The sequence below is a fragment of the Methylocaldum sp. genome, assembly GCF_035627495.1.
Classification (GTDB): Bacteria; Pseudomonadota; Gammaproteobacteria; order Methylococcales; family Methylococcaceae; genus Methylocaldum.
Window position 1 is genome coordinate 23,264 of the sequence record NZ_DASPLO010000108.1, and the last position, 11,971, is coordinate 35,234.

Consider the following 11,971-nt stretch of genomic DNA (forward strand, 5'->3'; position numbering starts at 1 on the left):
GCGGCGCGGCGGAGTTTCGGCTCCGCCGACAACCTTTTTCAGAGTCTTTGTAAATCTTATCCGACCGGGGTCTTATACGGTCGACCCGCCTCCTCCCGGACCAGTTTGGGCAATAAATAACCGGGCAATGTCTTTCGCATGACTCGGTATATCGCCCGAGCATCCTTTAAAGATTTTTCGAAATGGCCGATTCCTTTGGCTTTGTCCAATAGGTGCAAGTAATAAGGCAGAACACCGGTTTCGAAGAGGGTTTCACTCAAACGAACAAGGATCTCGGCATCATCGTTCACGCCTTTTAACAATACGGTTTGATTCAGCAGCATAATTCCAGCGGTCTGAAGAGCGCGTAATGCCTCTTTAACCTCGCTGTCAAACTCGTTCGCATGGTTGGCATGAATCACGACTACGCTTCGTAGGCGAGTCCCCGTCAATGCGGTGACAAGCTGCGTTGTGATGCGGTTCGGTAGAACGATGGGTAGTCGGGTATGAATCCGGAGTCGCCCGACGTGTTGGATTTCGGCGATTTTCCGGATTAACTCGCCCAAACGTTCGTCATTCAGTACCAAGGGATCACCGCCGCTGAGGATCACTTCTCGGATGCTTCGGTCGCCTTGAATGACATCAAGCGCATCTTGTTCCTGACGTTTGCCGATCAAATTTGCGTCATATGGAAAATTTCGTCTGAAGCAATAACGGCAGTGAATTGCGCAAGCACCGGTGGCGATCAGCAAAACTCGCCCTTGGTATTTATGGAGAACTCCGGGGGCAGTAATGGCGTTTAAGTCACCCACCGGATCGATTATAAAATTTGGATTGTCGATAAGTTCCTGGGCGTCCGGCAGTACCTGAAGCAATAGCGGGTCACGGGGATCCCGCTTGTTCATGCGCCGGGCGTAGCTGCGCGTAACACGAAACGAAAATCGATCGGCTGCCTGGAGGAGTTCGGGCCGATGAATCCCATTCAACTCGAGGAACGTGAGAAGGTCGGCGGGTTTGGTAAAAGAATCGGCCAGTTCGGCCTGCCAGGGGGTTTTCATAAAGAGAGCGGGTTTCTTAGGGCAAAGCCGTACATTATAATGCCCGGTATTTTTTCAGTTAACCGAACCGAACGAGGAGAGAATGGCGACATTCAGCACCAATGAATTCAAGGGCGGCTTAAAAGTGATGTTCGACGGCGATCCGTGTTCGATCATCGAAAACGAGTTTGTGAAGCCGGGCAAGGGACAGGCGTTCAACCGTGTGAAGTTGCGCAACCTCAAGACGGGGCGTGTCATCGAACGTACCTTCAAATCCGGGGAAACATTGGAAGGCGCGGACGTCGTCGATACGGAGATGCAGTATTTGTATAACGACGGCGAGTTGTGGCACTTCATGGTTCCGGAGAGTTTCGAACAGTATGCTGCGGATGCGAATGTCGTAGGCGACTCCAAGAAATGGCTCAAAGAGCAGGACGTGTGTATCCTCACTTTATATAACGGTACCCCAATTTCCGTTACGCCGCCCAATTTCGTGGAGTTGACGATCGTTGAAACCGATCCCGGCATACGCGGCGACACTTCCGGGGGCGGTGGGAAACCGGCGACCTTGGATACCGGGGCGGTAGTCAGAGTGCCCCTGTTCGTGCAAACCGGCGAGGTGATCAAAGTCGACACCCGCACCGGCGAGTACGTATCGCGGGTCAAATAGCTTCTTTTTCGGCGGCGGATGCGGAAGCGTCCGCCGCATCCGTCGATTTCAGGCTACGAGTTTTTCTCTAAATATGGCGGACTGGCGCCCCAGTTGTCCGTTGCCCGCGCTCAAAAAGCGTGCGGATGTGCTGGCAACAATCCGGCGTTTTTTTTCGGCAAGAAACGTTCTGGAGGTTGAAACCCCATTGCTCTGCCGGGCCGGCATTACCGACCCGAGTCTCCATCCTTTCACGACCTTTTTGCACCAACCCGGCGGTTCCACCGGCGACCGGCTTTACCTGCAGACGTCTCCCGAATTCGCTATGAAGCGCCTGCTGGCGGCGGGTTGCGGCTCGATCTACCAGATCTGCAAAGCATTTCGGAACGAAGAGTCAGGCCGCTATCACAACCCCGAGTTCACCCTTTTGGAATGGTACAGGGTGGGGTTCAACCTAGCCCGGTTGATCGACGAGATCGACGCGTTGCTAGCGGAAATCTGTTGTGACGACCTAAATCTGGAGTTATCCGAGCGATTCAGTTACCGAGAACTTTTTCGCGAGTATGTCGGTGCCGATCCGCTGGTTGCCTCATTCGAGGAACTTGCGGAATGTTCAAAGATTCGGGGTTTACCGGAGGCCGGAGAGCTTTGCGGCGGAGATCGTTCCCTGTGGCTCGATTTACTCTTCAGCCATCTGGTCCAGCCCAGCCTCGGGCGAAGCCGGATCGCATTCGTTTACGATTACCCTGCCTTTCTTCCCTCCCTTGCACGAAAAAAGCCCGACGATCCTCTCGTGGTCGAACGGGTGGAGATATTTCTCGAAGGATTGGAATTGGGCAACGGGTTTTACGAATTGGCCGACGCCGTTGAGCAGGCGGAACGCTTTGATCGGGATCTAGTCGTCCGCACAGAAAACGGTTTGCCGTTGCCAGCTAAAGACGAGCGTTTGCTGGCGGCGCTCAGGAGCGGTCTTCCGGATTGCGCTGGCATAGCCTTGGGACTGGATCGCCTTCTGATGATTCTGATGCGAGCAGAATCTATCGACGACGTCTTGGCGTTTCCGACGGCGCGGGCCTAGCTTGAAGGAAGTGCTGAATGCGCGAGAATCTTACAGCGTATGATGAACGGACGGCGTTTGGGTCAACGCTTGTTCTTTTTCGTAAGCGCTCTGACACGTGATGCAGCGCGCGGCCGTGGGATTCGCCTCTAGCCGTGCCAAGGCGATAGCTTGCTCGCAATCGATGCAAATTCCGAATTCCCGACTTCCGATGCGGATCAGGGCGGCCTCTATCTCGCGAATTTCTTGAACGTGTCGATCGATAGTTTGTAGTTCTACATCGATTACCAGGTTAGCCACCGAGGCCTCTTCCGGGTCGTGGACCTCGCCGGCGACATCAGTGAAGTGCTGGTGATCCGAACGAATGACTTCTTCATGAACTCCTTGGGTCAGCTCTGAAAGACGTGCCTGGAGTCTCTTGCGAAATTCTTCGAGCTGTTTGTTTGTGAGTTGGTGCGGCATAAATTTATCCTCTCTCCCGTAGAACGAAGCTGCTGTTGCAGCGACATTAAGGATTGTCCGGATCACAGGACCCGGTCGTGATCCAAATGCCGTAGTCGCAGCGCAGCAACGTATCGCCACTACATACGTAGGTACCGTGGGAATACGTTTTGCCGTTGAAGTAGCAGACGGGGTCGCCGGGTACTTGCTGCTTTAATACGGGATAGTCGTCGTCGAATTCTTCAAGAATCGGCGACGTTTTTAGCTCCGGGTCAGGTGAACCGACCTGGGGTTGGGCGATGCGTTCAGACACTGTGGTTCCTATGCGTCACGTCTTCTGAATGGATCACGGCCTATTATCGGCTCGATACCCCCGTCGGGAAATACGTGCTATTCCCATCGTTCGACCATTTTGACCCGCGGCGTAACGCCGCAGAGCAACGCATACGGAATTGTCGAGGAACGATGGGCGATTTCCTCGACGGGCAAACCCTTGCCCCATAAGGTGATCTCATCCCCGACCCGTGCGTTGGGACAATCCGTAAGATCGAGACTGATCATATCCATAGAAACGCGTCCGACTAGACATACCCGCTGATCGCGAATCAGCACCGGAGTACCGGACTGCGCATGTCGCGGATAGCCATCGCCATAGCCTACGGAGGCGATTCCGAGTCGAGTCGGGCGCGGGCAAATCCAGTCTCCCCCATAACCCACGGCGTCGCCGGCGTTAAGGTTTTTTATGGCAATCAGCCGGCTCCGGAAGGTCATTACCGGCTTGAAGCCTTCGTCCAGACCCGTACGATCGGAAAAGGGCGACACTCCATAAAGGGCGATGCCAGGGCGAACCCATTCCACGCGTGCGGCATCCCAAGCAATGAGTCCCGCCGAGTTGGCGATGCTGCACTCGGTTTGAACGTTGTGGAGGACGCTCTTGAATTGGTCCAATTGCTTTCCGGTGATTGTATCCTGCAAAACATCGGCATTGGCTAAATGGGTCATCACGGGAACAGGCTGGAGCACCGCGGGACAACCTTGCAGTCTTGAATAGCAGGATGCGAACTCGTCCGCCAGTAAGCCGAGCCTATGCATGCCTGTATCCAGTTTTATCCAAACCGTTACGGATTCCGTCAAAGGAATACGCTCCAAAAGTTCCACCTGAGACGGGGAATGGACTACAGGTTCCAATCTATGGCGGATATGAAGCTCCAGTTCCTCCTGGTCGACGAATCCCTGCAGCACGGCGATGCGTTGCCCTATGCCCGCGTCTCGCAAGGCAATGCCTTCACCGAGACGGGCTACGGCAAAGGCGTCTACGTTGCTCAACACCTTGGCAATACGAACCAGCCCGTGGCCGTATGCGTTGGCCTTGATGACCGCCATGACTTTCGCTTTCGGTGCGAAAGCTCGGATCCGAGCTAGATTGTGCGTGACCGCCGCCAAGTCAAGCTCGGCGTAGGCAGAACGGATCATGCTCAAAAGGCCTCGTTTGCGTACGGATCCGAGATGAAGTTTTCGAAGCGCGTGTATTGCCCGAGGAAAGTCAGGCGCACGGTGCCGATAGGGCCGTTACGCTGTTTGGCGATAATGATTTCGGCTGAGCCTTTGTCCGACGTCTCGGGGTTATAGACCTCGTCGCGGTAAATGAAGACGATAATGTCGGCGTCCTGCTCGATGGAGCCGGATTCGCGCAAGTCCGACATCACGGGGCGCTTGTTCGGCCGCTGTTCCAAGTTGCGGTTGAGCTGGGACAAGGCGATGACCGGTACATTGAGCTCCTTTGCCAAGGCTTTCAAAGACCGGGAGATGTCCGAGATTTGAGCAACCCGATTTTCCCCGCTGCTGGGCGACTGCATAAGCTGTAGATAATCCAGCACAACCAGGCCTAGCTGACCGTGTTCCCGAGTCAGGCGGCGGCAGCGGGCGCGCACCTCGGTGGGTGTCAGCGCTGCCGTATCGTCGATGAACAGCTTGGTTTCCGCCAGTATATTGATGGCCGAGGTCATGCGCGGCCATTCGTCGTCCTCCAGCTTTCCCGTGCGGACCCGGTGCTGGTCGATACGCCCCAGGGACGACATCATGCGCATGGCCAATTGTTCGCCCGGCATTTCCATGCTGAATACGGCCACCGGAATCTGCTCCTTGATGGCGACATGTTCGGCCAGGTTCATGGCGAAAGTAGTCTTACCCATGGATGGCCGGCCGGCGATGATGATGAGGTCGGACGGCTGCAGCCCGGAGGTTTTTTCGTCGAAATCCGTGAAGCCGGTACTGGCCCCGGTGATATGTCCTTCCTTGTGGAACAGCATCTCGATCCGGTCGATGGCGGCCGACAGCAGCGTCTTGATGGGTTTGAAACCGCTGCCGCCGCGCCGCCGTTGATCGGCGATCTGAAAAACCTTTTGCTCGGCCGCCTCCAGCAACTGGGGCAAATCGCGGGTTTCCGGATGGAAGGCGGAATCGGCGATTTCAGTACCGGCATGGATCAACTGCCGCAGCACCGACTTCTCGCGGACGATATCGGCATAGGACGAGATGTTGGCCGCGCTGGGTGTCTCCTTGGCCATCATCGCGAGATAGGCGAGCCCTCCCGCTTCTTCCAACGAACCAACTTTCTCCAAGACTTCCGACAACGTGACGACGTCGAACGGAGTCTGTTTCTCCGCGAGTTGCTTGATGGCCTGAAATATGAGCTTGTGGTCCTTGCGGTAGAAATCTTCTTCTCCTACCCGGTCAGCCACGACATCCCAGGTTTCATTGTCGAGCATTAGACCACCCAGCACCGATTGCTCGGCGTGGATGGAATAAGGAGGAACGCGAAGAGCATCCACGGTTTTGTCCATTAAACGGGCGCGTTCAGACATGTTCAGGAATTGCGTATGGCTTGAATGATTCGGGTGGTCGAATAGTCGCCGATGAAATCGAGAATCTTAACCTCTCCTCCGTTGGCCAGGACGTAATCATGGCCGGCGATTTCGCTGATGTCCTTGTAGTCGCCGCCTTTCACGAGGACATCCGGCAGCAGGCGTCCGATAACTTCGCGAGGCGTATCGTCCTCGAACGGCACGACCCAATCGACGCATTCGAGAGCCGCCAGCATCGTCATTCGGTGTTCCAGCGAATTGACTGGGCGGCTGTTGCCCTTGAGCCGTTTCACCGACGCATCGCTATTGACGAGCACGATGAGTCGATCCCCCAGCGCTCGGGCCTGTTGAAGGTACTGGATATGGCCCGGATGCAAGATATCGAAGCAACCGTTGGTTACGACGATCTTTTCCCCATTTCGACGTGCCGCTCCGAGTAAGGGTAGGAGCGCGTTGAGCTCGATTACCCCACGACAGTGGGCGCGCTGACCGTGCAGGGCATAATCCAATTCTTCAAGGGCCACGCTTGCCGTCCCGAGCTTGCCCACAACGATACCGGCGGCGAGATTCGCCAGGCTGGTGGCATCCTCCAGCGATGCACCGGCCGCCAAGGCGGCTGCCAAAGTCGATATGACCGTATCGCCGGCTCCGGTTACATCGTAAACTTCTTTCGCATGGGCCGGCAAATGCCGGGGCGATTCGCCGCGTTGCAGCAGAGTCATCCCGTGTTCGCCGCGGGTGATCAAAAGTCCCGCCAATTCGAGTTTTTCTTGTAGAGTCAGCCCCTTATCCACGAGTTCGGCATCATCCCGGCAAGGGCCGACCACCGCCTCGAATTCGCTGCGGTTAGGGGTGATGACGGTGGCTCCTCGGTATCTCTCGAAATCGCTGCCCTTCGGGTCCACCAACACCAGCTTGTCCGCCTGTCTCGCGAGACGAATCAGTTCCTGTATTGAACTGAGCGTTCCCTTGCCGTAGTCGGAGAGCACCACGACATCGGCCTCGGCCAATTTCCCGGCAAAATTTTCAAGGAGATGAGATGCAACATCATGGAAGCGGTCCTCGAAGTCCAGCCGAATGAGCTGTTGATGTCGGCTTAGAACCCTGAGCTTGGTTATCGTCGGTAACCCGTGAATTTGTTCCACGACGCAGTCAATACCGGCCATTTGTAATAGGGCAATGAGATTTGATCCGGCTTCGTCGTGTCCGCAATAACCGATGAGGCCGGTCAGTGTCCCAAGGGTCGCGATGTTGAGCGCTACGTTACCCGCGCCGCCCAATCGTTCCTCGACACTATTGACCAACACGACCGGGACCGGGGCCTCCGGCGAAATGCGGGAAGTTCCGCCGTGCCAGTAGCGATCGAGCATTAAGTCGCCGACGACAAGGACGCGGGCCGAGCCGAAATCAGGAAGCTGCATGGATTTAACGAAACCGAAAACGGGGCGATAGAATACCACAAGCGCCCATGGGTCTTCGGGGCCGGGTTCGTACCACGTAACGGGCGGTGAGGATTAAACGAGGGCTGGAGCCGAGGACTCGGGCCGTCTTGGCGGACCGATCACAAGCGAGCCGAACTTAAATGTCGGAGCGGAGAAAATATCCGCCCCGATCGATTTTGACGAAAAACCGGAGGTTATTCGTCGCCGCCGAAAATTCCCAGCAACTGAAGGAGGCTGGTGAAAAGGTTGAAGATCGAAACATACAGCGTAACCGTGGCGAGAATGTAGTTGCTCTCGCCGCCGTGCACGATCTCGCTGGTCTGATAGAGAATCAGGCCGGCCATCAAAACGATGAACATTGCGGACACGGCAATGTGGAGTCCGGGCATGTCCGGGAGGAATAGTGCAACGAGTGCTGCCAGGAATGCGACCAGAATTCCGGCCGTCAGCATGCCGCCGAGAAAGCTAAAGTTCTTCCGCGTGGTCAGGGCATAGGCCGACAGTCCTAAGAAAATCGCCCCGGTGCCGCCCAGGGCAGTCATCACCAATTGTGCGCCGTTGCCCACATGGGTGAGATAAACGTTGAGAATCGGTCCGAGGGTCAGCCCCATGAAGCCGGTGAGGGCGAATATGAACACGAGCCCGAGGACACTGTTTTGGAACTTGGAAACCAGGAACAGCAAGCCGAAGTATCCGATTAACGTCAGAATCACTCCGGGATGAGGTAGCTCCAGAGCCATCGACAACCCCGCCGTAAACGCGCTGAAGGTCAGCGTCATGGCCAACAAGGCGTAGGTGTTCCGGAGGACCTTGTTGGTCTCCAGCACGCCGGCGGAAGCGCGAGCATAGGCCGGATTGATTTGGTTCATAATGATCTCCTTTGCTAAGACATAAACGGATGATTGGACCAGGAAATGGTACAGTAGTTTTTTCGCACGTGTAATAGATTGAAGTATACGGGGTTTTTTCATGCGGGAATCGTTTCGGGACAGACTCTTTTGCCTCATTTCAGAACTCGTGCTCTGTCATTCCCCGAGCGGAGCGGAACAGGAGATCGACGCGCGCCTCCTATCGAGGCTCGAGTCTATCGGCGTTGAGGCGGGCCAAGATGATGCCGGCAACATAATCGCGAGAGTCCAGGGAGCGAGTTCCGCTCGCGCCGTTGCGATCACCGCACACAAGGACGAAATCGGCGGGATCGTGAAGCGCGTGCGCGAAGACGGCAAGGTGGAGGTTCGAAAGCTCGGAGGCTCTTTTCCTTGGGTTTACGGCGAAGGTGTTGTCGATTTGCTGGGTGACCGCGTGACGGTTCCGGCGATCTTGAGCTTCGGGTCTAGGCATGTCTGCCATGAATCGCCGCAAAAGGTCTACGAGGAGGACAAGCCGCCGAAGTGGGATACCGTTTGGCTCGATGCCAAGCTGAGCAAGCAACAGCTTACGGAAGCCGGCGTGCGTCCGGGAACTCGGATGGTTATCGGCAGACATCGGAAAGCGCCTTTCCGCATCGGCGATTACATCGCCAGCTATGCTCTCGACAACAAGGCGGCTGTCGCGATTCTTCTATTGCTGGCGGAGACGCTGAAAACCCCCGCATCGGATGTGGATCTGGTGTTTTCCGCGAAGGAAGAGGTGGGTGCGATCGGCGCGCTCTATTACACCCAGCGGAGACGGCTCGATGAGCTGATTGCCATCGAGATTGCCCCGAAATCGACGGAGTATCCGATCGAAAGCGATGAAGAGCCCGTGCTTCTGTCCCAAGACGGCTATGGCATGTACGATGAAGCATTGAATCGGCGTCTTGAGGATGCCGCACGCAAGTCCGGCGTGGCCGTGCAATATGCCGTCTTGAGCCAGTTCGGCAGCGATGCCTCTGTGACGATGAAATCGGGTCACGTACCGAGAGCCGCATGCCTAGGCTTTCCGGCGGACAACACGCACGGATACGAAGTTGCTCATTTGGGCGCGCTGGAAGCGTGTTATCAGTTATTACAAACCTACTTATCGTGACATTGTCTAATGCGCTGTTCTCGTTGAAAGGTTGATTTTTGAATATTCGTTGCCATATAACTGATATATCCAATTCCTTGACTACACACATAGGTTATCGATGAAGAAACTAACCGGATTGGTTTTAAGCGTATTGATCGGATTTTCCTTGGCGTTAGCCGGCACGGGCGATGCTTACGCGAAGCGTATGGGCGGCGGCAAGTCGTTCGGCAGTCGTCCCTCGTACAGCGAGCCCTATAAGCGCTCTACCGATATGACGCAGTCCGCTTCTCCGGCTCAGCAACAGGCTTATCAGTCGTCGACTCAAAGGAATCAGGCGGCCCGTGAATCGATGTCGAGACGCGGCGGGTTTATGGGAATGCTGGGTGGCTTGGCTTTGGGCGGCTTATTGGGCGCTCTTCTGTTCGGCGGAGCCTTCGAGCATCTCAACTTCCTGGATATTTTGATGTTCGCAGTGATCGCGTTCATGCTGTTCAAATTTTTCGCCGCGCGGCGGCGAGCCGCGTCCGGGGAAACGGCAGCCACCGCGAATGGTTATTATCCAGCTGGAAACTCGGCTCAGGACACGGAAGTTGATCGGCCTTATGAGCGCCAGGCCGAACCTGAACACGCGGGCAAAGCGGGTTTCAATACGGATGTTCTCTTCGGAAAGGGAAGCCGTTCTCCCGTTTCAGGGCAAAGCGCCAGCGTGACTGGACGGGAAAATTCCGTTCCTGCGGATTTCGATTCGGCTGCCTTTCTCTCAGGCGCCAAAGCCGCCTACGAGATGATGCAGAAAGCTTGGGACGAGAGAGATTTGGCTCAGTTAAGGACTTTGACCACCGACAAGGTATTCGGCGAGCTTCAGGATCAATTGAAATCTCTCGAAACCGAGAGCAATACGACGGAATTGCTTAAGATCGAGGTGGAACTCCTTGAAGTGCGTGACCTTGGCACGGACCGCGAGGCGACCGTGCTGTTCGATGTGATCATGCGCGAATCGCCCGAAGACAGACCCACGCAGGTGCGCGAAGTTTGGCACTTTGTACGGCCGAAGCTCAGCCGTCAACCGACTTGGTTCCTGGACGGAATTCAGCAGTTGGAAGACTGACCGGAGTTTTGTGAGAGGGAAGGGGGGCAGCCTGTCCTTCCCTCTGGTCGGCTTATGAACAAAGCTAGAATCTGGCTTATAGCGTTAGCTGTTGTAATGATGGTAGGCCTTGGCCTGTACCGATGGCATTCCGGACGAAGCGCTCCGGATGCCGAGTTCGTCACGATCACAGGTGAGCACATCCGGTTGCGAGACCTCCGTGGTCATCCGGTGTTGGTGACGTTCTGGGCCAGCGATTGCCGAGCGTGCCTCGATGAAATGCCCGAATTGGCCGAGCTACACAACGAGCTTTCAGGGCAGGGCTTCAAATTGATCTCGGTTGCCATGCCTTACGATTTGCCGAGCCGCGTTGTAGCCTTAGCCGAGGCGGAGCAGCTACCTTATTCCGTAGCCTTGGATCCACTCGGGCATATAGCGGAAACATTCGATCGGGTCCGACTGGTTCCCAACAGCTTTTTGATCACCCCGGACGGCCATATTGTCATGCATCAGCTGGGACGAATCGATGCGCGGAATCTCCGTGAGAAAATCGAGCGGATGCTCGGAGAGGTGTAAGCGATGTGGTTAAAGGCCTTTCATCTCATCTTCATGGTGACTTGGTTCGCCGGTTTGTTTTATCTCCCTCGACTATTCGTTTATCACACGATGAGTGCCGATGCGGTCAGCGTCGAGCGGTTCAAGATCATGGAGCGTAAGCTCTACTTCGGGATTATGACGCCTGGAATGATATTGACGCTCTTGTTCGGTATATGGATGCTCAACGATTATGCTTGGGAATCCTACGGTGATAGCGGCTGGCTGCACGCTAAATTGTTTTTGCTTGTTCTGTTGGTGGGGTACCACGCTTTATGTGGAAAATGGCTGTACGATTTACAGTACGACCGTAACAACCACAGCCACATTTTCTTCCGGTGGATGAATGAAGTGCCCGTTTTGTTCTTGTTTGCGATCGTGCTGCTGGCGACGCTCAAGCCGTTCTGATTCATCCCTATCTGCTGCTCCACTAAACAACCATTTAACCGATTTAATTAAGACTAATCGCTACCATGCCAACTTACGACTATCAATGCGAAGCCTGCGAACACGAATTTACCGCCATGCACAAAATCAGCGAGCCGGCGCCGAAGTGTCCGGATTGCGGCGGCGAAGTACGGAAAAAATTATCGGCCCCGGCTGTGCACGGGGCCGGTGCCAAGAAAGAAGCCGCAATCAGTCAAGGACATGGCTGTGGGGCAGGGGCTTGTGGATGCAAGCATTGAGATAGAGTTAGGACTTACGCAAAAACTGGGATTGGGAGGGCACTTGTTGGAGCGGAGCGCGTCAGAGCGGGATGGAAAAGAAGCCCATCACACGTCTGGATTACTGCCAATACTTGCTGGTGACCCAGATCAACTATACGTTGACG

Annotated in this window: 14 protein-coding genes; 7 read left to right on the plus strand and 7 right to left on the minus strand. The window is 55.4% G+C overall.

Annotation, left to right across the window (positions count from 1 at the left end):
* Nucleotides 1-56 precede the first annotated feature (56 nt).
* Nucleotides 57-1,037 (minus strand): EF-P beta-lysylation protein EpmB, encoded by a 981-nt coding sequence (epmB, locus tag VEB01_RS09195; RefSeq protein ID WP_324874770.1) that lies wholly within the window; start codon nt 1,035-1,037, stop codon nt 57-59.
* An 82-nt stretch (nt 1,038-1,119) separates the two neighbouring features.
* On the opposite strand from epmB, the gene efp reads away from it, so the two are divergent.
* Both efp and epmA read left to right on the plus strand, forming a co-directional pair.
* On the plus strand, nt 1,120-1,686 hold the full coding sequence (gene efp, locus VEB01_RS09200) for an elongation factor P (RefSeq protein ID WP_324874772.1): 567 nt from the start codon (nt 1,120-1,122) through the stop codon (nt 1,684-1,686).
* A 73-nt stretch (nt 1,687-1,759) separates the two neighbouring features.
* Nucleotides 1,760-2,743, plus strand: coding sequence for an EF-P lysine aminoacylase EpmA (gene epmA, locus VEB01_RS09205; protein ID WP_324874774.1), 984 nt, complete (start codon nt 1,760-1,762; stop codon nt 2,741-2,743).
* 30 nt (nt 2,744-2,773) lie between these two features.
* Here the strand turns inward: epmA and VEB01_RS09210 are convergent, their stop codons facing one another.
* The 6 genes from VEB01_RS09210 to VEB01_RS09235 all read right to left on the minus strand — a co-directional run bounded on the left by VEB01_RS09210 (nt 2,774) and on the right by VEB01_RS09235 (nt 8,338).
* On the minus strand, nt 2,774-3,184 hold the full coding sequence (locus tag VEB01_RS09210) for a TraR/DksA family transcriptional regulator (protein WP_324874776.1): 411 nt from the start codon (nt 3,182-3,184) through the stop codon (nt 2,774-2,776).
* Between the two features lie 46 nt (nt 3,185-3,230).
* A complete protein-coding gene (locus VEB01_RS09215; RefSeq protein ID WP_324874778.1) occupies nt 3,231-3,476 on the minus strand; it encodes a DUF1496 domain-containing protein in 246 nt (81 codons plus the stop codon).
* 77 nt (nt 3,477-3,553) lie between these two features.
* A complete protein-coding gene (gene alr, locus VEB01_RS09220) occupies nt 3,554-4,636 on the minus strand; it encodes an alanine racemase (protein ID WP_324874780.1) in 1,083 nt (360 codons plus the stop codon).
* Nucleotides 4,637-4,638: 2 nt separating this feature from the next.
* The gene (gene dnaB / locus VEB01_RS09225) at nt 4,639-6,027 is read right to left on the minus strand and encodes a replicative DNA helicase (RefSeq protein ID WP_324874782.1); all 1,389 of its coding nucleotides are present in this window, start codon (nt 6,025-6,027) and stop codon (nt 4,639-4,641) included.
* A gap of 2 nt (nt 6,028-6,029) precedes the next feature.
* Nucleotides 6,030-7,448, minus strand: coding sequence for a bifunctional D-glycero-beta-D-manno-heptose-7-phosphate kinase/D-glycero-beta-D-manno-heptose 1-phosphate adenylyltransferase HldE (gene hldE / locus VEB01_RS09230; RefSeq protein ID WP_324874784.1), 1,419 nt, complete (start codon nt 7,446-7,448; stop codon nt 6,030-6,032).
* Nucleotides 7,449-7,663: 215 nt separating this feature from the next.
* Nucleotides 7,664-8,338, minus strand: a complete 675-nt coding sequence (locus VEB01_RS09235; protein WP_324874785.1) for a Bax inhibitor-1/YccA family protein — start codon at nt 8,336-8,338, stop codon at nt 7,664-7,666.
* A 100-nt stretch (nt 8,339-8,438) separates the two neighbouring features.
* On the opposite strand from VEB01_RS09235, the gene VEB01_RS09240 reads away from it, so the two are divergent.
* The 5 genes from VEB01_RS09240 (at nt 8,439) to VEB01_RS09260 (ending at nt 11,825) form a co-directional block, all read left to right on the plus strand.
* Nucleotides 8,439-9,476 carry a M42 family metallopeptidase gene (locus tag VEB01_RS09240; protein ID WP_324874787.1) on the plus strand — a complete coding sequence of 346 codons (1,038 nt, stop codon included), beginning with the start codon at nt 8,439-8,441 and terminating at the stop codon, nt 9,474-9,476.
* A gap of 100 nt (nt 9,477-9,576) precedes the next feature.
* Nucleotides 9,577-10,566, plus strand: coding sequence for a Tim44 domain-containing protein (locus tag VEB01_RS09245; protein WP_324874789.1), 990 nt, complete (start codon nt 9,577-9,579; stop codon nt 10,564-10,566).
* 96 nt (nt 10,567-10,662) lie between these two features.
* Nucleotides 10,663-11,121: a TlpA family protein disulfide reductase gene (locus VEB01_RS09250; protein WP_324874791.1), complete on the plus strand. Its 459-nt coding sequence runs from the start codon at nt 10,663-10,665 to the stop codon at nt 11,119-11,121.
* Nucleotides 11,122-11,124: 3 nt separating this feature from the next.
* The gene (gene hemJ, locus VEB01_RS09255) at nt 11,125-11,547 is read left to right on the plus strand and encodes a protoporphyrinogen oxidase HemJ (RefSeq protein WP_324874793.1); all 423 of its coding nucleotides are present in this window, start codon (nt 11,125-11,127) and stop codon (nt 11,545-11,547) included.
* Between the two features lie 65 nt (nt 11,548-11,612).
* Entirely contained in the window at nt 11,613-11,825 is a 213-nt protein-coding gene (locus tag VEB01_RS09260; RefSeq protein WP_324874794.1) for an FmdB family zinc ribbon protein, read from the plus strand.
* The last annotated feature ends 146 nt before the right edge of the window (nt 11,826-11,971 follow it).